Source organism: Streptomyces sp. NPDC002446 (genome assembly GCF_053595675.1).
This window is the reverse complement of the sequence record NZ_JBSFYC010000092.1, coordinates 1-24,424: the sequence shown is the minus strand read 5'-3', so window position 1 is coordinate 24,424 and position 24,424 is coordinate 1. Positions and strand designations below refer to the sequence as shown.

Below are 24,424 nucleotides of genomic sequence, written 5' to 3'. Positions count from 1 at the left end.
CTCCAGTTCAGCGGACCTCTTCGCACCGTCGGGACGACAGGATTTGAACCTGCGACCCCTTGACCCCCAGTCAAGTGCGCTACCAAGCTGCGCCACGTCCCGGTGCTCGTACCGGCCGTCAGTGTCCCGGCCGGGGCGTGCAGAAGAAAAATACCCTGTCCCGGGCCATGAATCCAAAGCGGGTCCCCACAGGGGGGTCCACCGGCCTCCCGGTGAACGGGTGGCGCCCGTGATTCGATGGGGTTATGGGTGAAAAGTCCGCTGATGACGCGATCCGGATGCGGCGGGTGTACGAGCCGCCGGAGGCGGCCGACGGGGCGCGGGTGCTGGTGGACCGGCTGTGGCCGCGCGGACTGTCCAAGGAGGACGCGCGGCTCGACGAGTGGTGCAAGGACGTCGCGCCGTCGTCCGAGCTGCGGCGCTGGTACGGCCACCAGGGGGAGCGGTTCGCGGTCTTCGCCGAGCGCTATCGCGACGAGCTGGCGGACCAGGCCGCGCAGCGGGCACTGGACGGGCTGCGGGAGCGCGCCGCGCAGGGGCCGCTGACGCTGCTGACCGCGACCAAGGAGGTGTCGGTGAGCCATCTGGTGGTACTCGCCGAGATGCTGCGGCGCTGACCTGCGCGTTCGCCTCTGCATTGACGAAACATACGGTGGAGTGCATACTTATGCCATAGCGTATGCACCGTAAGGAGAAACCCATGGCCGAGCGCGTCGTACTCGCCTACTCGGGCGGTCTGGACACCTCCGTCTGCATCGGCTGGATCGCCGAGGAGACGGGCGCCGAGGTCATCGCCGTCGCCGTGGACGTCGGTCAGGGCGGCGAGGACCTGGAGGTCATCCGCAAGCGCGCGCTCGCCTGCGGTGCGGTCGAGGCCGAGGTCGCGGACGCCAGGGACGAGTTCGCCGACGAGTACTGCCTCCCGGCGATCAAGGCCAATGCGCTGTACATGGACCGCTACCCGCTGGTCTCCGCGCTCTCCCGGCCGGCCATCGTCAGGCACCTGGTCGCCGCCGCCAGGAAGCACGGCGCGACGACCGTGGCCCACGGCTGCACCGGCAAGGGCAACGACCAGGTGCGGTTCGAGGCGGGCATCTCCTCCCTCGCCCCCGACCTGACGTGCATCGCGCCGGTCCGTGACTACGCGATGACCCGGGACCGGGCGATCGCCTTCTGCGAGGAGAAGAACCTCCCGATCGCGACGACCAAGAAGTCGCCGTACTCCATCGACCAGAACGTCTTCGGACGGGCCGTGGAGACCGGCTTCCTGGAGGACATCTGGAACGCGCCGATCGAGGACCTGTACGAGTACACGCAGAACCCGGCCACACCGCGCGAGGCCGACGAGGTCGTCATCACCTTCCACGAGGGCGTGCCGGTCGCCCTCGACGGCAGGCCCGTCACCGTCCTGCAGGCGATCCAGCAGCTCAACGAGCGGGCCGGCGCCCAGGGCGTCGGCCGGATCGACATGGTCGAGGACCGGCTGGTGGGCATCAAGTCCCGCGAGGTGTACGAGGCGCCGGGCGCGATCGCGCTGATCACCGCGCACCAGGAGCTGGAGAACGTCACCGTCGAGCGCGAACTGGCCCGCTACAAGCGGCAGGTCGAGCAGCGCTGGGGCGAGCTGGTCTATGACGGCCTGTGGTTCTCGCCGCTCAAGCGCGCCCTGGAGGGCTTCATCAACGAGGCCAACCAGCACGTCAGCGGCGACATCCGGATGACGCTGCACGGCGGCCGGGCGGTCGTGACCGGCCGGAAGTCGGACCAGTCGCTGTACGACTTCAACCTGGCGACGTACGACACCGGCGACACGTTCGACCAGTCGCTGTCGAAGGGCTTCATCGAGCTCTTCGGGATGTCGAGCAAGATCGCCGCACGGCGTCAGCTGCGGGCGTAGCCCGACGGGACCTGGCGTAAGACCGGCGCACCGCCCCGGTTCCGGGGAGGGGCTATGTCCAACCACCACGAGGAGCACAGCAAGTGAGCAACAACAGCGGTGACGTCCGGCTCTGGGGCGGCCGTTTCGCCGACGGTCCCGCCGAAGCTCTGGCGAAGCTCTCCGCCTCGGTCCACTTCGACTGGCGCCTGGCGCCGTACGACATCGCCGGCTCGCGGGCCCACGCACGCGTGCTGAACAAGGCCGGACTGCTGACCGAGGACGAGCTCACCCGCATGCTCGCCGGCCTCGACCAGCTCGAACGGGACGTCGCCGACGGCTCGTTCGTGGGCACCATCGCCGACGAGGACGTGCACACCGCCCTGGAGCGGGGGCTGCTGGAGCGGCTTGGCGCGGACCTCGGCGGCAAGCTGCGGGCCGGCCGGTCGCGGAACGACCAGGTTGCCACGCTCTTCCGGATGTATCTGCGCGACCACGCCCGGATCATCGGCGGTCTGATCGCCGACCTCCAGGAGGCGCTGGTCGGCCTCGCCGAGGCCCACCCGGACGTCGCGATGCCCGGCCGCACGCATCTGCAGCACGCCCAGCCGGTGCTCTTCGCGCACCATGTGCTGGCGCATGTGCAGTCGCTGTCCCGGGACGCCGAGCGGCTGCGGCAGTGGGACGAGCGCACCGCCGTCTCCCCCTACGGTTCGGGCGCGCTGGCCGGCTCCTCGCTCGGCCTCGACCCGGAGGCGGTCGCCGCGGACCTCGGCTTCGAGCACGGCAGCGCGGGCAACTCCATCGACGGCACGGCCTCCCGGGACTTCGTCGCCGAGTTCGCCTTCATCACCGCGATGATCGGCGTGAACCTCTCCCGGATCGCCGAGGAGATCATCATCTGGAACACGAAGGAGTTCTCCTTCGTGACCCTGCATGACGCCTTCTCGACCGGCTCGTCGATCATGCCGCAGAAGAAGAACCCGGACATCGCCGAACTGGCCCGCGGCAAGTCGGGGCGCCTGATCGGCAATCTGACGGGTCTGCTGGCGACGCTCAAGGCGCTGCCGCTCGCGTACAACAGGGACCTCCAGGAGGACAAGGAGCCGGTCTTCGACTCCTGCGACCAACTGGAGGTGCTGCTCCCGGCGTTCACCGGCATGATGGCCACCCTGACCGTCAACAGGGAGCGGATGGCGGAGCTGGCCCCGGCCGGGTTCTCGCTCGCCACGGACATCGCCGAGTGGCTGGTCAAGCAGGGCGTGCCGTTCCGGGTGGCGCACGAGGTCGCGGGCGAGTGCGTCAAGGAGTGCGAGGCGCACGGCATCGAGCTGGACCAGCTCACCGACGAACAGTTCGCCAAGATCTCGCCGCATCTGACCCCCGAGGTCCGTACGGTCCTCGACGTCCCCGGCGCGCTCGCCTCGCGCAGCGGCCGTGGCGGCACCGCTCCCTCGGCGGTCGCGGTCCAGCTCGCCGAGGTGCGGGCCGACCTCGTCGTGCAGCAGGAGTGGGCGGCGGCGAAGCAGCCGCGGTAGTCAGGACGGACGTATGACGGCGGCCCGCATCCGGAGTGACCGGGTGCGGGCCGCCGGTGTGTCGTGCGCCGTGGCCGCCGTGGGCGGAGTGTGGAAGCGATGAGACAGTTGTGTCTCATTCGGCTAGTCTGTGTCTCATGGCCGTGGATCGTGCACACGTACTCAAGGAAGCCGCCGCGTTGCTCACGCGCCGGGCGACGACGTCGATGGACGAGATCGCCCGTGCCGCGGGCATCAGCCGCGCCACCCTGCACCGGCACTTCGCCGGGCGGGACGCCCTGATCAGGGCGCTGGAGGAGCATGGGATCGCGCAGTTCGCGCAGGCCATGGACGTCGCGCGGCTGGACGAGGGCGACGCGGCCGACGCACTGCGCCGGCTGATCGCCGAAGCCGAACCGGTCGCCGCCGTGCTCGCCTTCCTCTTCACCGAGAACCAGCTCTTCGAAGGCGGCGAGATCAACGCCGGCTGGGCGCGGCTCGACGCGCGGATCACCGCCCTCTTCCGCCGCGGCCAGGAAGAGGGCGACTTCCGGGTCGATCTGAGCGCCGCCTGGCTCACCGAAGCGCTCTACGGGCTGTTCGGCGCCGGAGCCTGGGCCGTGCACGAAGGGCGGGTCGCCCGCAACGACCTCAACCACTCGATCGCCGAGCTGCTGCTCGGCGGCATCCGACGGAGCATGGAGAAATGACCGAGATCATGGCGGGGCGGGCCGGTTCGGCCCATGTGGACGATCAGCCGCGCCCCGGGCGCTGGCTCGCGCTCGCCGTCCTCGTCCTGGCCGTACTGCTGGTGGGCGTCGACGCCACGGTCCTCGGCCTCGCCACTCCCTTCCTCAGCGAGGACCTGCGCCCCTCCGGGACCCAGCTGCTGTGGATCGGTGACATCTACTCGTTCGTCATCGCCGGCCTGCTGGTCTCGATGGGCAGCCTCGGCGACCGCATCGGCCGCAAGAAGCTGCTGCTCATCGGCTCGGTCGCGTTCGGTGCCATGTCGGTGCTCGCCGCGTACGCCACCAGCCCGGAGATGATGATCGTGGCACGGGCGCTGCAGGGCGTGGCCGGTGCGACGCTGATGCCCTCCACCCTCGCGCTGATCCGCAACCTCTTCCACGACCCCAGGGAACGCAGTCTGGCGATCGGCATCTGGGGCGCGATGGCCTCGGCCGGAATGGCCGTCGGGCCGGTCCTCGGCGGCTTTCTGCTGGGCCACTTCTGGTGGGGATCGGTCTTCCTGATCAACCTGCCGGTGATGGCGCTGCTGGTGGCCGTCGGCGCCAAGGTGATCCCCGAGTCGCGCAACCCGGACCCCGGGCCCTGGGACATCCCCAGTGTGCTGCTGGCCCTGGTCGGCATCGTCGGCGTCGTCTACGCCATCAAGGAAGCGGCCGTGGTGGGCTACCGCTGGGACATCGCCGTGACCGCCGTCGTCGGAGTGCTCGCACTGGTCGTGTTCGTCCGCCGGCAGCTCACCCTTGAGTCGCCGCTGCTGAACATGAAGCTCTTTCACCACCGGGGGTTCTCGGGCGCGGTGCTGGCGGACCTGCTGACCATCCTCGGCCTGTCCGGGCTGGTCTTCTTCCTCTCCCAGTTCCTCCAGATGGTGCAGTTCCGCTCGCCGCTCAACGCCGGCCTCGTCGAACTCCCGGCCGCGGTCGGCGCGGTGGGCGCCGGTCTGGCCGCCGGATGGGTCGCCCGGCGGCTGTCCGTACGGATCGTGGTGGCCGGCGGGCTGGCGGTGGTCGGGCTCGCGCTCGTCGGCTGCACCACCCTCACCGCCGAAACCGGCACCGCGGCGATGTGCGTCATCCTCTTCGTCGTCGGCGTCGGCGCCGGCTTCTCCTTCACCGTGACCGCCGACGTGATCCTCTCCAGCGTGCCCAAGGAGGAGGCCGGCGCCGCCTCCGCGGTCTCCGAGACGGCCTACGAACTGGGCGCCGCGCTCGGCATCGCGCTGCTCGGCTCCATCGTCACCGGCATCTACCGGGGCTTCACCACCCCGCCCGGCGTCTCCGAAGGCGTTGCCGACGCCGCCCGCGAGTCGCTCGGCGGCGCCGTCGAGGCGGCAGGACACCTGCCCGAGAGCCAGGCCGCGGCGCTGGTGGCCGCCGCCCAGGACTCGTTCGTGGCCGGTGTGGACGTCGCGGCCGGGGTCGCCGCGGTGGTGCTGCTGGGCGCGGCGGTGGCGGCGTGGTTCCTGCTGCGCGGCCAGGAGCTGGCGGAGAGCCCGGCGGCCTCCGGGCCCGCGGACCTCCCCGCCGCCGGGCCGCCGAGCGGCTGACCGGCCGTCACCGCAACCGCAACGACCTGGGGTCTGCCCGACCCCGACCCCTCGGACAGGCCCTGCCGCCGATCCGCCGGACGGCGGTCACCACCCGCCCTCAGGGCGTGTCCTGTAGATCACGTCGCCCCCTACCCGCGATGATCATCAGGACACGCCCTGGGGGCGACTGTCCCCCGCCCGTTCACGCCCGGTACGCGCCTTCGTGACCGGCCGTCCCGCGCGGCTCGCTTGACTCTCCGGTCGTCCCCCTACGGACGGCCCGCTCAGGAGAGTGACGCAGTGCGCGACATCGGACGACGGTCCTTCTTCACCGCCGCGGGGGCCCTGGCCACCGCGAGCGCCATCGGCAGCGACGCCTACGCCACCGGCCACGCCCGCGATGCGGGCAGCGCCGACGAATACGTCGACGTCCAACTCCTCAACATCACCGATCTGCACGGCTATCTGCAGGGCGCCCCGGGCGCCCACTCCGTCATCACCGGCGCCGGCGGCAAGCAGTACACCGTAGGCGGCGTGGCCTATATGGCCGCACACCTGGAGCGGCTGCGCGACGGCCGCCGCAACTCCCTCTTCTTCGCGCCCGGCGACCTCTTCTCCGGCTGGGAGTTCGACGCCGCCGCCTTCGCCGACGAGCCCACCATCGAAGCGCTCAACGCCATGGGCATGGACTTCGCCTCGGCCGGCAACCACGAGTTCGACAAGTCGGCGACGTTCCTGACGGCGCACATGGAGGACGGCGACGGGTTCCCGGTCGTCGGACGCGACGACGACTTCAGGGACTCGACCGGCCACCGGTTCAGCGGCGCGAAGTTCCCCTACTACTGCGCCAACATGGTGTGGAAGGCGAGCGGCGAGGCCGTCCTCGCGCCGTACAACATCGCCTATGTGGACGCCGGCCGCGGCCGGCGGCTGCCGGTCGGCTTCATCCATCTGACCGCCATCGGCACCGAGTCCTTCCCCGGCTCCTACCAGCCGGGACTGCGGACCCTGGACGAGCTGGAGACCGCCAACCACCTGGCCGCGGAGCTCAAGTCACGCGGCGTCAACGCGATCGTGCTCAGCCTGCACGACGGCGCGGTGGCCGGCACCGACTTCTCCAGTGGCAAGAACCCCTCGGGACCCGCCTACGAACTGGCGCTGCGGGCCTCCCCGGACATCGACGCCATCGTCACCGGCCACTGGCACAACGCCTTCACCATGATGCTGCCGGACCCCGAGGGCACCCCCCGCCCGTTCGTCGAGGCCGGCTGCTACGGCCAGATCATCAACGAGATCAATCTGCGCCTCGACCCGGACACCGGAGCGGTGATCCGGGAGCTGACCACCTCCACCAACCACCCCAACACCCGGGATGTGACACCGGACCCCGAACTGCGGTCCATCGCCGCGTACTGGGCGGACTACGGCTCCCGGCGCGCCCGCAGCCGGCTGGGGAGGCAGACCGCCTCGTTCACCCGGCGGCGCAACGCCGTGGGGGAGTCCACCATGGGCAACCTCGTGGCCGACTGGGCCCTGTGGGCGGGCCGCCAGCCGCACGGCCCGATGGACGACCCCGCCGACCACCCCGACGTCCCCGCGGAGCTCGCCGTCATCGCGGTCGCCCCCCGCGTCGGACAGGCAGTGATCGCCGGTGATCTGATCCGGGACGAGGAGACGGACGGGACCGTCACCTTCGGGCAGGCCTGGAACGCCGTCGGCTTCGGCGACCCGATCATGACCGTCACCGTCACCGGCCGGCAGATCCACGACGCGCTGGAGGAACAGTGGGCGCCGACCGCCGGCGGCGGCGTCGGCTTCTCGCCGCTCGCGGTCTCCGGCAACGTCCGCTACACCTTCGACGCCGCGGGCAAGGTCGGCCGGCGGATCGACCCCGCCGAGGTGCTCATCGACGGCGCCCCGCTCGACCTCACCCGCAGCTACCGCCTCGCCGCCCCCTCGTACACCCTCATCAACCAGGACGGCTTCAGCGCCTTCACCGGGTTCACCGCGCCGGTCCGGCACACCCGCGACTTCGAGAGCTTCGTCGACTACGTCCGCACCAAGGGGACGCTGGAGCCCGCGCCGTTGAACCGGGTCACGGCCAAGAACGCCCAGGCGTCCGGCGCCCAGGCCGGCGACGTCGGCCAGCGCCAGCAACTCCTCCAGGACAGCAGCCTGGTACCGCGGCCCGAGGTGGCGCTGCGTACGGCGCGGACCGGCGGCGCCGAGGGCCAGCGCGCGCCCGGCGGCTTCCGGGTGCCCTGCTGAGACCCGGGCACGCGACGGGCCCCGTCCGCACCATGGCGGCGAACGGGGCCCGTTGCGGTGGCCGAGGGATCAGGCGGCCCTGGCCTTGGTGGCGTACATGTCGACGTACTCCTGGCCGGACAGCTCCATGACGTCGCTCATCACCTCGTCGGTGACGGCCCGCAGGACATAGCGGTCGCGGTCCATACCGTCGTAACGGGAGAAGTCCAGCGCCTCACCGAAGCGGATGGTGACCGGGGCGATGCGCGGAAGACCCTTGCCGTTCGGCTGGACCTTCTCGGTGCCGATCACCGCGTACGGGACGACGGGGGCGCCGGTCATCAGGGCCAGGCGGGCGACTCCGGTACGGCCGCGGTAGAGCCGGCCGTCGGGGGAGCGGGTGCCCTCGGGGTAGATGCCGAAGACCTTGCCCTCCTCCAGGACGCGGCGGCCGGTCATCAGCGCCGCGACGCCGCCGTGCCCGCCGTCGCGGTCGACGGGGATCATGCCGCCGGTGGAGAAGAACCACGCCATCAGGCGGCCCTTGATGCCCTTGCCCGTGACGTATTCGTCCTTGCCGATGTAGAAGACCTGGCGCTTGACGCACAGCACCATGAACAGCGAGTCGATGAAGGTGACGTGGTTGCCGGCCAGGATCACCGGCCCGGTCGCCGGAATGCGCTCCATGCCCTCGACCTGCGGGCGGTACAGGACACGCATGACGAATCCGAGGATCGCCTTCAGCACAATGCGGGACAACGGGCCCTCCGGGTCGTGACTGGTCAACGTCAAGCGGGCGCAGAACTCTGCAGCCCAGGACGATACTCGCGGGTTACTCTCGCTCGCACATCGGGTTCATGAGGTCGATACGCACAGTTGACTCACAGTTGATGTGTGTTACCACCATGTTCCCCCCGAAGTCGGTGGGCGTCTCCCCGGCATGACCCGTCCGTGCTTACGATCAGGCCGGTTCCGCGGGCAGGTGCGCAACACGCCAACGGCGCACCCCGGAAAACACCCGGAAGCACGCGGACCGCGACCACAGCACGTACACAAGGAGCGTAGGTATGCAAAAGCGGCAGCAGCCGGGACGGCGGACGGTACTGGGGGCCGCGGCCCTCGGCGCGGGAGCGGCGGTGTTCGGCGGAGCCGGCCAGGCGAGCGCGAGCGGACGCGGGGGCGCGGCCGGGGAGCAGCTGCCGTCCCCGTTGGTCGTCGGCCACCGCGGCGCCTGCGGCTACCGTCCCGAGCACACCCTCGGCTCGTACCAACTGGCCCTCGACATGGGCGCGGACGTCATCGAGCAGGACCTCGTCCCGACCAAGGACGGGCATCTGGTCTGCCGGCACGAGAACGACATCACCGCCACCACCGATGTCGCCGACCGCCACGAGTTCGCCGGCCGCAAGACCACCAAGACCGTCGACGGCAAGAAGCTCACCGGCTGGTTCACCGAGGACTTCACGCTCACCGAGCTGAAGACCCTGCGCGCCAAGGAGCGCATACCGGACGTCCGCCAGCACAACACCCTCTACAACGGACACTGGCAGGTGCCCACCTTCGAAGAGGTCCTCCAGTGGGCCGAGCGCGAGGGGCGCAGGCGCGGCCGCCCCATCTGGCTCTACATCGAGACCAAGCACCCCACCTACTTCCGCAAGCTGGGCCTGGGCATCGAGGAGCCGCTCGCCAAGCTGCTGCGCCGCTACGGGCGGCACAAGACGGACTCCGCGAACTTCCTGCAGTCCTTCGAACCCAGCAGCCTCCAGCGGCTCGGCAAGCTGGGCCTGCGCAGCCCGAAGGTCCTCCTGCTCGACGAGCCGACCGTCAAGCCCTGGGACTTCGTGGAGGCCGGCGACCCGCGCACCACGGCCGATCTGCTCAAGCCCGAGGGGCTCAAGTGGGTCTCCGGCTTCGCCCAGGGCATCGGCCCCTGGCTGCCGCAGATCATCGCGCAGGATGACCAGGGCAAGCTCGGCAAGCCCACCACCCTGGTCCGCGACGCGCACGCCGAGGGCCTGGTCGTCCACCCGTACACGCTGCGCAACGAGAACAGCTTCCTGCCGCTGGACTTCCAGGTCGGCAAGGACCCCGCCGCGTACGGCCGCTCCCTCGACTACCTGAGGAAGCTCTTCGCGACCGGCATCGACGGGATCTTCTCCGACAACCCGGACACGGCGCTGCTGGCCGCCGCGGAGTTCCGCAAGCGCTGAAGCTTGCTTTCGAAGGCGCGCGGTGCCTCCCGGACCGGCGTCGGCCCCCTGAATTCTCATCTGAGTTGGGAATGTCACAGGCGAGCCGGCTGCCGGTCCGTTCCGCTTGTCCTGATTGCCTGCGCAGAATGCTCGTCGGCGGAGATTGCCGCCGCCACATTCCGGGGAGTCCGGAAGTCAGGGCACATCGTTCCGGGGCGCACCCCTCACCCTCAGCGCGCCCTGGACCAACCGAATAAGGGGAGGCATCCGGGCATGGGCACGAGTGTGACCATCTCTGCGGCGACCGACCAGGACGCCGAGCAGATCCTCAAACTGCAGTACCTCTGTTACCAGGCGGAGGCCGCGCTCTACGACGACTACGGGATCGAGCCGCTCACCCAGACGCTGCAGGCGCTGCGCACCGAACTGAGCGAGGGCTGCGTCGTGGTGGCAAGGCTCGGCGAGGAGGTGGTCGGATCCGTGCGCGGCACGGTCGACGCGGACGGCACCGCGCAGGTGGCCAAGCTCATCGTGCACCCCCGGCTGCAGCGGCACGGCCTCGGCGGGCGGCTGCTGGCCGCCCTCGAGGCGCGGCTGACGGCCGAGCGGGCGGCCAAGCGCTTCCGGCTGCTCACCGGCCACCGCAGCGAGGGCAATCTGCGGCTCTACCGCAGCCACGGCTACGCGCCGGTCGGCACCGAGCAGCTCACCTCGCGGCTGAGCGTGGTGACCCTGGAGAAGGAAGCCGCCGCCGAGGAGTTCGCGGCCCGGGCGTAGCGGTACGGCTGGGGGTCCCCCTGCTCCCGGGGAGCTTGGGGGAGGGCCCGCGCGGCGGCGGGCCCGTACCCCGGGTCAGATCCCGCTAGGCGCTGCGCACCCGGCGCAGCCACAGCATCCCGGTGACCGGCAGCAGGACGGGGATGAAGAGGTAGCCCATCCCGAAGTCCGACCAGACCGTGGCGTCCGGGAAGGCGGACGGCTCCAGCAGCGTCCAGGTGCCCACGGTCAGCACGCCCGCCAGCTCGGCGGCGCAGCACACCAGCGCCGCCTTGCGGGCCGTGTTCCCGCCGCGCACCAGCGAATAGGTGATGAAGCCGTAGACGACGCCGGCGAGCGCGGACAGCGTGTACGCGAGCGGGGCGCGGTCGAAGTCCGTGGCGATCTGGACGACGGAGCGCGACACGGCGCCGACGACCATCACGCCGTACAGCCAGACCAGCAGGATGCCGGGGCCGGTGATCAGCTTCTGGCGGGTGCGGGGCGCGCCCTCCTCGGCGGTCTTGTCGGTCGCCGTCACCTCAGCCTCCCCAGATGTCGAACAGGCGCACCTCGAGCACGGCCAGGACCACACCGCCCGCGGCGACCGTCGCCGACCCCCAACGGGTGCGCTCCGCAAGGGACATGAAGCCCGCCGCCGGGACGCAGGCGAAGGCGCCGAGCAGATACGCCACGAAGATCGTCGTGCCCTGCTCCGGCTTCTCGCCGCGCGCCAGCTGGACGATGCCGATGACCAGCTGTATGACGCCGAGCAGCGACACCACGCCCATGGCGAGGAAGTGCCAGTCCTTGGTCGGCTGGTCCCGGTAGGCGGCGAAACCGCACCAGGCGGCGAGCGCGAGCGCGGCGACGCTGGTGGCGACCGTCAGGGCATCGAACATGCGCCAGACCCTATTACGGGCCAAAAGACCCGTTGCGCCCGGCCCCGCGCCGCCCGCAGGGCCCGGTCCGCGCGGCGGCACTCCCGGTCCGCGGTGACCGTGGCGTTGGCCACAGCGCACCGGGCCGCCGGGCCCTGCGCCGGGCTCCCGGCCCCCGGCCCGTCGGCGGCATCCGCGCAGGCCACGCGGGGGGCCGTGGAGATCGCGGCGGCACCGTGCGGCGCCGTCCACGGACTGGTCAGGCCTGTCCGGTATCCGGACAGAATTGATCGTGCCGTACTGCTGTCTGGTTTACTTGCCGCCATGACCACGACGAGCTGCCGCACCCCTGCGACCGAGGCGAACATGACGCCCGGTGCTCGTTGCATGTGTCGAATGTGTGACCGCTGAGGGCCCCCGCCTGAGCCTCGCGCCCCGAAGCGAGACTGCCATGAGCCGCACGTCGGTCCCCGACGCCACCGGCCGCCCCGCGTCACCGGAACCCGGAGCCGGGCCCTCGCGCCCGCCGCCGCTCCCCGTTCCCCTCTGCCGCACTCGCAAGAATGCCCCGTGCCCGGCGGGCGAGCCGCCGAGCACTCGACAGTGACGGAATTCCCTGTGATCACCACAACGGGCCTGAGCAAGGTCTACCGTTCAGGAGACCGCGAAGTCACCGCCCTGGACGGCGTCGATCTGCACGTCCGCGAGGGCGAGGTGTACGGCGTCATCGGCCAGAGCGGCGCCGGCAAGTCCACCCTCATCCGCTGCCTGAACCTCCTGGAGCGCCCGACCTCCGGCACGGTCACCGTCGCCGGCCAGGAACTGACGTCCATCGCCGGGCGCGGCAAGCGCGCCAGCGCCCAGCTCCGGGCCGCCCGCAGCCACATCGGCATGGTCTTCCAGCACTTCAACCTGCTGTCCTCGCGCACCGTCCAGGACAACGTCGAACTGCCGCTGGAGATCCTCAAGGTCGACCGCCGCGAGCGCTCCCGCAAGGCCCTGGAACTGCTGGACCTGGTGGGCCTCGCCGACAAGGCCAAGGCCTACCCCGCCCAGCTCTCCGGCGGCCAGAAGCAGCGCGTCGGCATCGCCCGCGCGCTGGCCGGCGACCCCAAGGTGCTCCTCTCCGACGAGGCCACCAGCGCCCTGGACCCCGAGACCACCCGCTCCATCCTCCAGCTGCTGCGCGACCTCAACCGCCAGCTGGGCCTGACCATCGTGCTCATCACGCACGAGATGGACGTCGTCAAGACGATCTGCGACTCGTCCGCGCTGATGAAGAACGGCCGGATCGTCGAGCAGGGCACCGTCGCCGAACTGCTGGCCACCCCCGGCTCGGAGCTGGCCCGGGAGCTGTTCCCGGTCGGCGGCGAGCCCTCGGCCGACGACCGCACCGTCGTCGACGTCACCTTCCACGGCTCGGCCGCCACCCGCCCGGTCATCTCCGAGCTGGCGCGCACCTACAACGTCGACATCTCGATCCTCGGCGCCGCCATGGACACCGTCGGCGGCAAGCAGATCGGCCGGATGCGCATCGAGCTGCCCGGCCGCTTCGAGGAGAACGTCGTGCCCATCGGCTTCCTGCGCGAGCAGGGACTGCAGGTCGACGTCGCCGACATCGCCCCCGACACCGCTGCCGCGGCCATCCCGGCGCCCGCCGCCCCGCTCCAGAAGGAAGGTGCCAAGTGAGCTGGACCGAGATGCAGCCGCTGCTGTACGACGCCACCCTCGACACCCTCTTCATGGTGTGGTGGTCGACGTTCTACGCGGTCCTCGTCGGCATACCCGTCGGCGTACTGCTGCACCTGACCGACCGCGGTGCCCTGCTGCAGAACATCGTGGTGAACAAGGTCCTCGGCGCGATCGTGAACATCGGACGGTCCTTCCCGTTCCTGATCCTGATCGTCGTGCTGATCCCCTTCACCCGGCTCGTCGTCGGCGTCTCCATCGGCCCCACCGGCGCGGTCGTCCCGCTCGCCATCGCCGCCATCCCGTTCTTCGCCCGCCTCGTCGAGGCCGCACTGCGCGAGGTCGACCACGGCCTGGTGGAAGCCGCCCACGCCATGGGCGGCGGCACCTGGACCATCATCTTCAAGGTGCTCCTGCCGCAGGCCCTGCCCGCGCTGGTCGCGGCCGTCACCACCACCGTGATCACGCTGATCGGCTACTCCGCGATCGCCGGCGCGGTCGGCGGCGGCGGCCTGGGCGCCCTCGCCTACAACTACGGCTACCAGCAGTACGAGACCAGGCTGATGGTCATCACCGTCGTCGAGCTGATCGTCATCGTCACCGTCGTCCAGCTGCTCGGCGACCTGGTCGTCCGCCGGCTCGCCAGCCGCGGCACCCGCGCCTCCTCCTCCGTACGCGTCGGCCTGCGCCGCGCCCGCACCGAGGAGCCGGCGGCCGCCACCGAGGCGGCCTGACCAAGCCGCCCCCCGCACCACCCGCACCACCCAAGAGCCCGGACCCTTTGCCGGGCGGACACCACACGTGAAGCCCCACGTGTGAACGAGAAAGAGGCACTCTTCGTGCGTAACACCATCAAGATCACCGTGGCGGTCGCCGCCGCCTCCGCCGTCGCCCTCGGCGCGAGCGCCTGCTCCGCTCCCTCCGACGCCACCGCGAGCGGCGACAAGGGCGACAAGAACGCCCCCCTCGTCGTCGCCGCGAGCCCGACCCCGCACGGCGCGATCCTCGAGTTCGTCAAGAACGAGCTGGCGGCCAAGGAAGACCTCAAGCTGGTCGTCAAGCCGTTCAACGACTACAAGATTCCCAACAAGGTCACCGACGACGGCCAGGTCGACGCCAACTTCTTCCAGCACAAGCCGTTCCTGGACACCTTCAACAAGGAGAACGGCACGCACATCGTGCCCGTCCAGAACGTCCTCATCGAGCCGCTGGGCCTCTACTCCAAGAAGATCGACAAGCTCTCGGACCTCAAGTCCGGCAGCACCGTCTCCGTCCCCAACGACCCCTCCAACGAGGGCCGTGCGCTCAAGCTGCTCGCCGACAACGGCGTGATCACCCTCAAGCCCGGCGTCGGCTCGGAGGCCAAGCTGACCGACGTCACGGACGACAAGGGCATCAAGATCACCGAGCTGGAGGCCGCGCAGACCGCGCCGCGCATCGACGACGTCGACGCCGCGATCATCAACGGCAACTTCGCCATCGGCGCCCGCCTCAAGCCCTCCAAGGACGCGCTCGCCCTGGAGAAGGCGAAGGACAACCCCTACGCCAACTTCCTCGCCGTCAAGAAGGGCAACGAGAACGACCCGCGGATCAAGAAGCTCGCCAAGCTGCTGAACTCCCCCGAGGTCAAGAAGTTCATCGAGGACAAGTACAAGGACGGCTCGGTCATCCCGGCCTTCGGACCGGCGAAGGGCTGACGCCGCCTTCGCGCCGGCCGAGGGCTGACGTCGCCTTCGGGCCGGCCAAGGGCTGACGTCGCCTTCGCGCTGACGCCGTCTTCGGGCCGGCGAAGCCGACGCCTTCGCGTTCGTCGCGCCGCACTGGGTTTTTCCCCGCCGCCCACCCCCCTTCGGGGGGTGGGCGGGTGTAGTGGGGAGGCTCGTCCGCAGGTCACGCGCGTGGCACACCCGCCCGCCCATGCTGCATGCTGGTGCATTCAGACGGTCAAAAAGGCCCGTGACCTCGCGGTAAGCAGTCCGCGACGTCCCAGGGCACCAGGTCAACGGCGTGGGAGCAGCGGCATGACATCCACCTTCCCGGACATCTCCATCAGCACGGACCGGCTGGTGCTGCGCCCGCTCGACGAGGACGACATCCCCGCGCTGGCCGAGATGATGAACGACGAACTGGTCGCCGCCTGGACCTCCGTGCCCCAGCCCTACACCGAGTCCGGCGCCCGCACCTGGGTCACCGAATACGCGCCCGCCGAACGCACCGCGGGCCGCGGCCTCGACCTCGCGGTCACCGAATTCCTCACCCAGCGCCTGGTGGGCATCGTCCAACTGGGCAACACCAACTGGCGGGTGCGCGCCACCGAGATCTCCTACATCATCGCCTCCTGGGCCCGTGGCGAGGGCTATGCGTCCGAGGCGGCCCTCGCCACCGCCCAGTGGCTCTTCCAGGACCAGCGGTTCGAGCGCCTGGAGCTGCGCACCGCCGCCGGCAACACCGCCTCCCAGCAGGTCGCCCAGAAGATCGGCTGCATCAGCGAGGGAGTGCTGCGCAACGCCTGCATAGCCCGCAGCCGTACGGAGGACGGCGACTGGGTCGACATCCGCACGGATCAGATCGTCTGGAGCCTGCTGCCCGAGGACCTCGAAGGGGCCCCCGGCCGACGGGTCGACGCCAATGGATTCGCCTACCCCGGGTGGAACTGACCGCTCCGCACCCGCACCCGCGCCCAGGCCCGCCCCTCGGGGTACTCTCGGCCTGCCGCACCCCTCGCCACCAGCGAGGACCGCACCACGGCCGGGCGTACCGGCCCGCCCCGTACGCCACCACCAGCAGCCCCAGGAGACTGACGAGATGGCCGACCGGGTCACGGTGATCGGATGGGACGGCTCCCCGCTGACCGACGCCGCCCGCTCCGCCCTCGGCGCCGCCACGCTGGTGGCCGGCGCCGCCCACCACCTCGCACTGCCCGAGGTCCCGCCGAACGCCGAGCGGATCCGGCTCGGCAGCGTGAGCCTGGCCGCCCGCCGGATCGCCCAGCACCGCGGCACCGCCGTCGTGCTCGCCGACGGCGACCCCGGCTTCTTCGGCGTCGTCCGCACCCTGCGCGCACCCGAGCACGGCCTGGAGGTCGAGGTGGTGCCGGCCGTCTCCTCCGTGGCCGCCGCCTTCGCACGGGCCGGCATGCCCTGGGACGACGCCCAGATCGTCGTCGCCCACAGCCGCGACCTGCGCCGTGCCGTCAACGTCTGCCGGGCCCACACCAAGGTCGCCGTGCTCACCTCGCCCGGCGCCGGGCCCGCCGAACTCGCCCTGCTGCTCGGCGGCGTCCACCGCACCTTCGTCATCTGCGAGGACCTGGGCACCGACCGCGAGCGGGTGACGGTCCTCACGTCCGACAAGGTCGCCGACCACGTCTGGCGCGACCCCAACGTCGTCATCGTCGTCGGCGGAGCGCCCGGCGGCGCCGCGGCCCAGGGGACCGGCTGGATCGCCGGCCACGAGGTCGGCCATCCCGCCGGACCGCGCGGCTGGGGGCTCCCGGCCCCCGCCTACGGAGGGGCCCTGGGCGAGGGCGAGTCCGTCCAGCTGCGCACCGCCCAACTCGCTCGCCTCGGGCCGCGGGTGGGCGACCTGCTCTGGGACATCGGCGCGGGCAGCGGAGCCGCCGCCGTGGAGGCCGCGCGCTTCGGCGCCGCGGTCATCGCCGTGGACGCCGACCCGGACGCCTGCGAGCGCACCGCCGCCGTCGCCCGGCGCCACGGCGTCCAACTCCAGGTCGTGCACGGCCGGGCCCCGCAGATCCTGGAGGACCTGCCCGAGCCCGACGTGGTGCGGATCGGCGGCGGGGGAGCGGAGGTCGTCACCGCCTGCGCGGACCGCCGCCCCGAACGGATCGTCACCCACGCCGCCACCCGCGACGAGGCCGAAGAGCTCGGCCGGGCGCTGGCGGACGGCGGCTACGAAGTCGAGTGCGCCCTGCTGCAGTCCGTGGACCTGGACACCTCCGTCTGGGTCGAACGCGAGCGGTCGGTGGTGTTTTTGGTCAGCGGGTATCGCGTTCCTCACCCGTGACCAGCACGGCAACCCGCGCGAGGTAGGCTGGCGGATCGTTGCGCCGCCGTTCCGCGTTCGGCTTCGTACGCCAATATCCGGAAAAAGCCGTGGTTTTGGACGAATATGAAGCTCTGAGAGCGGACGTGCCGCGAGGCGTGCTCGCTCGTTCTAGCTATCGGGCGTCGGCGCGCCCCGGTCGAGCGCGTCGCACGAGCGGTTGGAAGGAGCACTACCAATGGGCGAGGGGTACGCATGACCGACACCGGCCAGGTCCCGGGCGAGGGACAGCCGGAGAACGCAGGCGGACATCCCGGCCAGCCGCAGCCGGCGGCCGTTCCCTCCCCTGCCGACCCCGGACCGACGGAGCTGCCGGGCATGGTGACCCCTCCGGGTGAATACCCCTACCTCGACCAGGCCGACGGTGTGGTCGAGGACGACGACCTGCTGCTGATGCCGGGTGCCCAGGGCGCCTGGAGCGAGCAGCCGGCGCCACTGCCGCAGGAGACCCACCAGAGCCTGGCCCAGCAGCCGCAGCAGGGCGTGCCGTTCGACGCGGCCGCGCAGCCGGCCGCCGGCTTCGAGCCGATGCCCGCCCAGGCCGGCGACCACGAGAGCGGCGGCCGGGACTCCGGCTCCGTCGACCTCAGCGCGGTACGCATTCCCCAGCCCGCCGCACCGCAGCAGCAGGACCGCGCCCGTGCCGCGGCGCCCTCCACGCCCGCCCGCCGCCCGCTGCACATGGGCCCGCCCGTCCCCGACCCGACCGGCGGCGTGGTCCGTTCGCTCGCCGACCGCGGCCCCGCCGACGCCCCGGCGGCCGGCCCCGTCCGGCCCGTCGCGGTACCGACCGGCGGCCCCGAGTACTTCGACGCCCCGGCCGAGGCCCCCGAGGCCGCGCCGGGCGAACAGCCGGTGCCCGGCGTGCCGCTCGACGCCCAGGCGGCCGCGGGCGCCCCATACGCGGAGCAGCCCGTCGCCGGGGCGGCGGCGCCCGGCCAGGCCTTCGCCGTACCGCCGCACGGTGACCAGCCCGGCGGCGGCCCTTCCTACGGTGGGCAGTTGTCCCCCGAGCAGACCTACGGAGCCGCCGGTCAGGGCCCGTTGCCCGGCCCGCAGCTCGGCGAGATCCCGTCGCAGGTGCCGGCGTGGGACGAGGCGGCGGCCCAGGCGGCAGCGGCCCCGGCCGCGGAAGCGGTGGCGCCCGCCGAGGCCGCCGCGCCCGCCGGCGAGGCGGTTCAGCCGGTCGCGCAGGACGCGCCGACGCCGGCCGGGCAGGCGCCGCAGATGCCCCTGCCGATGCCCGCAGAGGGCACCGCGCAGACCGCGGACTCCGGGCAGCCCCAGGATCCGGCCGCGGTCGCGGACGCCGCGGTCGCGGACGCCGCGGGTGCGGAGGGTGCCGCCGCCGAGGCCGCCCCCGCCGCCGAGGCCGTTCCGGTCGCCCCGGCCGAGGCTCCGGCGCAGGCGCCGCAGCAGCCGCAGGACGTGGCCCCGCAGGCGGTGCCGGATGCGGCGCTGCCCGGTCAGGACGCAGCGGCCGCGACGGACGCGGCCGCCGTGGACGCGGCGGCCGCCGAGGCCGTCGCGGCGCAGGCACCCGCCGTGGACGCCGCCGCGCAGGGTGCGCCCGCACCGGACGCTCCCGCTCAGGAGGTCCCGGCTGCGGACGCCCAGGCTGCCGCTCAGCAGCCAGAGGTGGCCGCCGTAGCGGGCGAACAGCAGCCCGCCGACCAGGAGCAGCCCCCCGCCGAAGCGGCAGCCGAGGCCGTGGAACCGGCCCCGCCCGTCGCCGCCGAGGCCGCCCCGGACGCGCAGCCCGAGGCGGAGCAGTCCGCCGCCGTGGCGGACGCGCCGGCGGCTCCCGCCGAGGACCCGCAGGCCGAAGCCGCCCCCGCCGACGCGCCCCAGGCCACCGACCAGCCCCAGCCCGACCAGCCGGCCGCGCCCGCCGCCGAGGCCCAGCCGCAGCCCGAGGCCCAGCCCGCCGCCGACGCCCAGCCCGCCGCCGACGCCCAGCCCGAGGCCGACGGCCAAGCCGAGGCCGTCGCCCCGGCCGAGCCCGCCCCGGCCCAGGCTCCCGAGGCCCCCGCCGAAGCCCTCGCCGAAGCCGCCGCGGCCGAGCAGCCCGCGGCCGCCCCGGTCTCGGCTCCGCAGGGACCCGTCGCCATGCCCATGGCCGACGCCGGCACCGCGGACCAGACGGTCATAGAGCCGCCCGAGGCACAGCAACCGGGCCACCCGCAGCCCGGCGACCCCGTGGACGCCACCGGGCAGCAGCCCGCCGAGGCGCCCGCGCCCCAGGACGCACCGCAGACCGCGGACACCCCGGCCGAGCCGCAGCCCGAAGCGGCCGGTGCGGACACCCCGGAGGACTCCGCCGAGGAGCCCGCGGCCACCGAGCCCGCCCCGGCCGCGGAGCCGGAGGACGAGGCTGCCGCCGCGAGCACCGCGGAGACCGCGGAAGCCGGACAGCCGGCAAAGGCCCCCGAGCCCGTGCGGCCCGACGCCCCCGCCGAACCGGCCGCCGAGGCGCAGCCCGTCACCGTCCACATCCCGGCCCAGGCCACCGGCGACCAGCCCGTCGTCCACGTCCCGGCGCCGCCCACCGCGGACGCCACCGCCGACCCCGTCACCCCCGCGGCCGACGACCAGGCCGCGCCGGACGGACCCGCCCGGCCCGACGCGCCCGACGAGGCCCCCCAGGAGCAGGACGCCACCGGACTCGTCCAGCTCGGCGAGGGCCAGGACGACGACCAGCCGCAGGAGCAGGAGACCGGGGCCCCGGCGCCCGAAGCCGCCGACGGCCCCCCCGCCGCCGGCTACGACGACTCCGAGCGGGCCGCCGTACACCGCGTGATGCGCGAGCGCCGCGACATCCGCAACGGTTTCCGCAGCGACCCGATCCCCAACGACGTGCTGCTGCGCGTCCTGGAGGCGGCCCACACCGCCCCCAGCGTCGGCCACTCCCAGCCCTGGGACTTCGTCGTCATCCGCTCGGCCGAGACCCGCGAGAAGATGCACCAGCTCGCCATGCAGCAGCGCGAGGCGTACGCCAAGTCGCTGCCCAAGGCGCGCGCCAAGCAGTTCCGCGAGCTGAAGATCGAGGCCATCCTCGAAACGCCGGTGAACATCGTCGTCACCGCCGACTCCACCCGCGGCGGCCGGCACACCCTCGGCCGGCACACCCAGCCGCAGATGGCCCCGTACTCCTCCGCGCTCGCCGTCGAGAACCTCTGGCTCGCCGCCCGCGCCGAGGGCCTCGGCGTCGGCTGGGTCAGCTTCTTCGACGAGCGCGAGATGGTCCGCGAGCTGGGCCTGCCCGACCACCTCGAAGTCGTCGCCTACCTGTGTGTCGGCTACGTCGACGAGTTCCCGGAGGAGCCCGAGCTGCTGCAGGCCGGCTGGTCCAAGCGCCGCCCGCTGTCCTGGGTCGTCCACGAGGAGACCTACGGCCGCCGCGCGCTGCCCGGCGAGAGCCCGCACGACCTCCTCCAGGAGACCCTGCAGGGCATCCGCCCGCTGGACGCCAAGGCGCTCGGCGAGGCCTGGGAGCGGCAGAAGCGGATGACCAAGCCCGCCGGGGCGCTCGGCATGCTGGAGATCATCTCCGCACAGCTGTCCGGCCTGTCCCGCAAGTGCCCGCCGCCGATCCCCGAGCCCGCCGCCGTCGCGATCTTCGCGGGCGACCACGGTGTGCACGCCCAGGGCGTGACCCCCTGGCCCCAGGAGGTCACCGGCCAGATGGTCGCCAACTTCCTGGGCGGCGGCGCGGTCTGCAACGCCTTCGCCAACCAGGTCGGCGCCGAGGTGTGCGTGGTGGACGTCGGCGTGGCCGGCGACCTCCCCGCCACCCCGGGACTGCTGCCGCGCAAGGTCCGCGCCGGCACCGCCGACTTCACGGCCGGCCCCGCGATGACCCAGGAGGACGTCCTCAAGGCCATCGAGGTCGGCATCGAGACCGCCCGCGACCTCGTGGCGGCCGGCAACAAGGCGCTGCTCACGGGCGAGATGGGCATCGCCAACACCACCACCTCCGCCGCGCTGATCGCCGTCTACACCGGCGTCGACCCGGCCGAGGTCACCGGCCGCGGCACCGGCATCAACGACGAGACCCACGCCCGCAAGGTCGACGTGGTCCGCCGCGCCCTGGAGCTCCACCAGCCCGACCCGGCCGACCCGGTCGGCGTCCTCGCCGCGGTCGGCGGACTGGAGCACGCGGCCATCGTCGGCCTGATCCTCGGCGGCGCCTCGCTGCGTACGCCGGTGATCCTGGACGGCGTCAGCGCCGGCGCCGCCGCCCTGGTGGCCCGCGCCATCGCCCCCGAGGCGCTGGCCGCCTGCATCGCGGGCCACCGCAGCGCCGAACCCGGCCATGTCGCGGCCCTGAACAAGCTGGGCCTGCGCCCGCTGGTCGACCTCGATCTGCGCCTCGGCGAGGGCACGGGCGCCCTGCTCGCCCTGCCCGTGGTGCAGAGCGCCGCCCGCGCCATGCACGAGGTCGCCACCTTCGACTCCGCCGGAGTGACGGAGAAGAGCTGACCGCCGGCGGCCGGTACCGGCCGCCCCCGCATGACCCCCGGCCCGCAGCCCCATAGGCTGTGGGCCGGGGCGCTACCGCCCCGTGGGCCGTAGCGCCCCTCATCAGCCGCTCCGGAGCCGCAGCGACTGAGCTGGTCGTCGAACTCGCACCACCGCACAAGGAGCCGCACCGCCATGGCCGAGCACGCCGCCGAACACGCTGCCTACCCCGTCGGACTGCGGCTGTCCGGCCGCCGGGTGGTCGTCCTGGGAGCCGGACAGGTCGCCCAGCGCCGGCTCCCCTCGCTCATCGCCGCCGGCGCCGACGTCCTGCTCATCTCCCCGTCCGCCACCCCGTCCGTCGAGGCGATGGCCGACACCGGCGAGATCCGCTGGGAGCGCCGCCGCTACCAGGCCGGTGACCTCGACGGCGCCTGGTACGCCCTGATCTCCACCGACGACCCGGAGGCCAACGCCGCCGCGTCCCAGGAAGCCGAGGACCGCCGGGTGTGGTGCGTACGCGCCGACGACGCCGAGGCCGCCACCGCCTGGACGCCGGCCACCGGCCGCAGCGAGGGCGTCACCGTCGCCGTGCTCACCGGCCGCGACCCGCGCCGCTCCGCCGCCGTCCGCGACGCCATCGTCGAAGGCCTGCGCGACGGCAGCATCGCCGCCCCGCACCACCGCCGCCCCCACACCCCCGGCGTGGCGCTGGTCGGCGGCGGACCCGGCGACCCCGACCTGATCACCGTCCGCGGCCGCCGCCTCCTCGCCGAGGCCGACGTCGTCATCGCCGACCGCCTCGGCCCCCGCGACCTGCTCGCCGAACTCCCGCCGCACGTCGAGGTCATCGACGCCGCGAAGATCCCCTACGGCCGCTTCATGGCCCAGGAGGCCATCAACAACGCGCTGATCGAGCACGCCAAGGCCGGCAAGGCCGTGGTCCGCCTCAAGGGCGGCGACCCGTTCGTCTTCGGCCGCGGCATGGAAGAGGCCCAGGCGCTCGCCGAGGCCGGCATCCCCTGCACGGTCGTGCCCGGCATCTCCAGCACCATCTCCGTCCCCGGCGCCGCCGGCATCCCCGTCACCCACCGCGGCGTCGCCCACGAGTTCACCGTCGTCAGCGGCCATGTCGCCCCCGACGACGAGCGCTCCCTGGTCGACTGGCCGGCCCTCGCCAAGCTCCGCGGCACCCTCGTCGTCCTCATGGGCGTGGAGAACAGCGGCGCCATCGCCGCCAAGCTCATCGAGCACGGCCGCCCCGCCGACACCCCGGCCGCCGTCATCCAGGAGGGCACCACCGCCGCCCAGCGCCGGGTGGACGCCACCCTGGCGACCCTCGGCGAGACCGTACGGGCCGAAGGCGTCCGCCCCCCGGCAGTCATCGTCATCGGCGACGTGGTCGGCATCGCGGCCCTCCCTCCCCGCAGGTAGCCGACCCGTACGCGGCATTGGAACCTCGACACCGACAAGGCACTATCTCCCCGTGGCAGAAATCATCACCGTCGACGACCCGGACGACCCCCGGCTGGCCGACTACACCGGCCTGACCGACGTCGAGCTGCGGCGCCGGCGCGAGCCCGCCGAAGGGCTCTTCATCGCCGAGGGCGAGAAGGTCATCCGGCGCGCCCGGCACGCCGGCTACGAGATGCGCTCGATGCTTCTCTCCGCCAAGTGGGTCGACGTCATGCGCGATGTCATCGACGAGGTCCCGGCACCGGTCTACGCCGTGAGCCCGGACCTCGCCGAGCGGGTGACGGGCTATCACGTGCACCGCGGCGCGCTGGCCTCCATGCAGCGCAAGCCGCTGCCCGCGGCCACCGAACTCCTCGCCGGCGCCCGTCGCATCGTGGTCATGGAAGCCGTCAACGACCACACCAACATCGGCGCGATCTTCCGCAGCGCCGCGGCCCTCGGCATGGACGCGGTGCTGCTCTCCCCGGACTGCGCCGACCCGCTCTACCGCCGCTCGGTGAAGGTCTCCATGGGCGCGGTGTTCTCCGTGCCGTACGCCCGCCTGGAGAACTGGCCCCGCGATCTGGCCGTCGTACGGGAAGCGGGCTTCAAACTGCTCGCACTCACCCCCGCCGACAAGGCCACCGCCATCGACGAGGCCGCCCCGCACACCCTGGAGCGCGCCGCCCTCATGCTGGGCGCCGAAGGCGACGGGCTGACCACCGGCGCCCTGCGGGCCGCCGACGAATGGGTCCGCATCCCCATGGCGCACGGCGTGGACTCACTCAACGTCGGTGCCGCCGCCGCGGTGGCCTTCTACGCCGTGACGACGGGCCGCCCGGCCTGACGGGAAGTGCCGCCCGACGGGCCGCCTGACGGGAATATCCCCTGCCCCGCCCCCGTTGTGGACCCGCAGGGGGCGCTCGCGTCCCCTAGATGATTGAGTCCGATGTTTGTGCTGGCCGCGACCATGGCGAAGGGCGTCCGTTGGCCTGAGTGTGACT

General features: G+C 72.5%; 19 protein-coding genes and 1 tRNA gene. 16 read left to right on the top strand and 4 right to left on the bottom strand.

The features are described from left to right. Window positions 1–28: 28 nt before the first annotated feature. Window positions 29–102 (bottom strand) — tRNA-Pro (locus ACWD6P_RS33195). Window positions 103–245: 143 nt separating this feature from the next. Between ACWD6P_RS33195 and ACWD6P_RS33190 the strand changes: the two genes are divergently transcribed. The 6 genes from ACWD6P_RS33190 (at window position 246) to ACWD6P_RS33165 (ending at window position 7,942) form a co-directional block, all read left to right on the top strand. Then, entirely contained in the window at window positions 246–617 is a 372-nt protein-coding gene (locus ACWD6P_RS33190; protein ID WP_451447908.1) for a DUF488 domain-containing protein, read from the top strand. An 83-nt stretch (window positions 618–700) separates the two neighbouring features. Then, window positions 701–1,897 carry an argininosuccinate synthase gene (locus ACWD6P_RS33185; RefSeq protein WP_451447907.1) on the top strand — a complete coding sequence of 399 codons (1,197 nt, stop codon included), beginning with the start codon at window positions 701–703 and terminating at the stop codon, window positions 1,895–1,897. A gap of 83 nt (window positions 1,898–1,980) precedes the next feature. Beyond that, entirely contained in the window at window positions 1,981–3,414 is a 1,434-nt protein-coding gene (argH, locus tag ACWD6P_RS33180) for an argininosuccinate lyase (protein ID WP_451447906.1), read from the top strand. A gap of 137 nt (window positions 3,415–3,551) precedes the next feature. Then, window positions 3,552–4,103, top strand: a complete 552-nt coding sequence (locus tag ACWD6P_RS33175) for a TetR/AcrR family transcriptional regulator (protein ID WP_451447905.1) — start codon at window positions 3,552–3,554, stop codon at window positions 4,101–4,103. Beyond that, window positions 4,100–5,692 carry an MFS transporter gene (locus tag ACWD6P_RS33170; protein ID WP_451447904.1) on the top strand — a complete coding sequence of 531 codons (1,593 nt, stop codon included), beginning with the start codon at window positions 4,100–4,102 and terminating at the stop codon, window positions 5,690–5,692. The genes ACWD6P_RS33175 and ACWD6P_RS33170 overlap by 4 nt, the downstream gene beginning before the upstream one ends. Window positions 5,693–5,974: 282 nt before the next feature. Continuing rightward, the gene (locus ACWD6P_RS33165) at window positions 5,975–7,942 is read left to right on the top strand and encodes a bifunctional metallophosphatase/5'-nucleotidase (RefSeq protein WP_451447903.1); all 1,968 of its coding nucleotides are present in this window, start codon (window positions 5,975–5,977) and stop codon (window positions 7,940–7,942) included. Between the two features lie 69 nt (window positions 7,943–8,011). Here the strand turns inward: ACWD6P_RS33165 and ACWD6P_RS33160 are convergent, their stop codons facing one another. Next, window positions 8,012–8,680: a lysophospholipid acyltransferase family protein gene (locus ACWD6P_RS33160; RefSeq protein WP_451447902.1), complete on the bottom strand. Its 669-nt coding sequence runs from the start codon at window positions 8,678–8,680 to the stop codon at window positions 8,012–8,014. 308 nt (window positions 8,681–8,988) lie between these two features. Between ACWD6P_RS33160 and ACWD6P_RS33155 the strand changes: the two genes are divergently transcribed. Together ACWD6P_RS33155 and ACWD6P_RS33150 are read left to right on the top strand one after the other, a co-directional pair. Continuing rightward, window positions 8,989–10,131: a glycerophosphodiester phosphodiesterase gene (locus ACWD6P_RS33155; protein WP_451447901.1), complete on the top strand. Its 1,143-nt coding sequence runs from the start codon at window positions 8,989–8,991 to the stop codon at window positions 10,129–10,131. Window positions 10,132–10,386: 255 nt separating this feature from the next. After that, complete coding sequence (locus tag ACWD6P_RS33150) at window positions 10,387–10,890, top strand: GNAT family N-acetyltransferase (RefSeq protein WP_451447900.1); 504 nt, start codon at window positions 10,387–10,389, stop codon at window positions 10,888–10,890. Between the two features lie 85 nt (window positions 10,891–10,975). Here ACWD6P_RS33150 and ACWD6P_RS33145 read toward each other — a convergent pair whose 3' ends face one another. Continuing rightward, window positions 10,976–11,410: a hypothetical protein gene (locus ACWD6P_RS33145; RefSeq protein WP_451447899.1), complete on the bottom strand. Its 435-nt coding sequence runs from the start codon at window positions 11,408–11,410 to the stop codon at window positions 10,976–10,978. Between the two features lies 1 nt (window position 11,411). Continuing rightward, window positions 11,412–11,771, bottom strand: a complete 360-nt coding sequence (locus ACWD6P_RS33140) for a hypothetical protein (RefSeq protein WP_451447898.1) — start codon at window positions 11,769–11,771, stop codon at window positions 11,412–11,414. Window positions 11,772–12,368: 597 nt separating this feature from the next. On the opposite strand from ACWD6P_RS33140, the gene ACWD6P_RS33135 reads away from it, so the two are divergent. The 8 genes from ACWD6P_RS33135 (at window position 12,369) to ACWD6P_RS33100 (ending at window position 24,267) form a co-directional block, all read left to right on the top strand. Next, window positions 12,369–13,439, top strand: a complete 1,071-nt coding sequence (locus ACWD6P_RS33135; RefSeq protein ID WP_451447897.1) for a methionine ABC transporter ATP-binding protein — start codon at window positions 12,369–12,371, stop codon at window positions 13,437–13,439. Then, complete coding sequence (locus ACWD6P_RS33130; protein ID WP_451447896.1) at window positions 13,436–14,173, top strand: methionine ABC transporter permease; 738 nt, start codon at window positions 13,436–13,438, stop codon at window positions 14,171–14,173. The genes ACWD6P_RS33135 and ACWD6P_RS33130 overlap by 4 nt, the downstream gene beginning before the upstream one ends. A 105-nt stretch (window positions 14,174–14,278) precedes the next feature. After that, a complete protein-coding gene (locus ACWD6P_RS33125; protein ID WP_451447895.1) occupies window positions 14,279–15,136 on the top strand; it encodes a MetQ/NlpA family ABC transporter substrate-binding protein in 858 nt (285 codons plus the stop codon). A gap of 324 nt (window positions 15,137–15,460) precedes the next feature. Next, a complete protein-coding gene (locus ACWD6P_RS33120; RefSeq protein WP_451447894.1) occupies window positions 15,461–16,096 on the top strand; it encodes a GNAT family N-acetyltransferase in 636 nt (211 codons plus the stop codon). A 148-nt stretch (window positions 16,097–16,244) separates the two neighbouring features. Next, window positions 16,245–17,465, top strand: a complete 1,221-nt coding sequence (gene cbiE, locus ACWD6P_RS33115) for a precorrin-6y C5,15-methyltransferase (decarboxylating) subunit CbiE (protein ID WP_451447893.1) — start codon at window positions 16,245–16,247, stop codon at window positions 17,463–17,465. A 234-nt stretch (window positions 17,466–17,699) separates the two neighbouring features. Continuing rightward, window positions 17,700–21,986: a nicotinate-nucleotide--dimethylbenzimidazole phosphoribosyltransferase gene (cobT, locus tag ACWD6P_RS33110; RefSeq protein WP_451447892.1), complete on the top strand. Its 4,287-nt coding sequence runs from the start codon at window positions 17,700–17,702 to the stop codon at window positions 21,984–21,986. 174 nt (window positions 21,987–22,160) lie between these two features. Next, a complete protein-coding gene (gene cobA / locus ACWD6P_RS33105) occupies window positions 22,161–23,399 on the top strand; it encodes a uroporphyrinogen-III C-methyltransferase (RefSeq protein WP_451447891.1) in 1,239 nt (412 codons plus the stop codon). 52 nt (window positions 23,400–23,451) lie between these two features. After that, window positions 23,452–24,267: a TrmH family RNA methyltransferase gene (locus ACWD6P_RS33100; protein WP_451447890.1), complete on the top strand. Its 816-nt coding sequence runs from the start codon at window positions 23,452–23,454 to the stop codon at window positions 24,265–24,267. The last annotated feature ends 157 nt before the right edge of the window (window positions 24,268–24,424 follow it).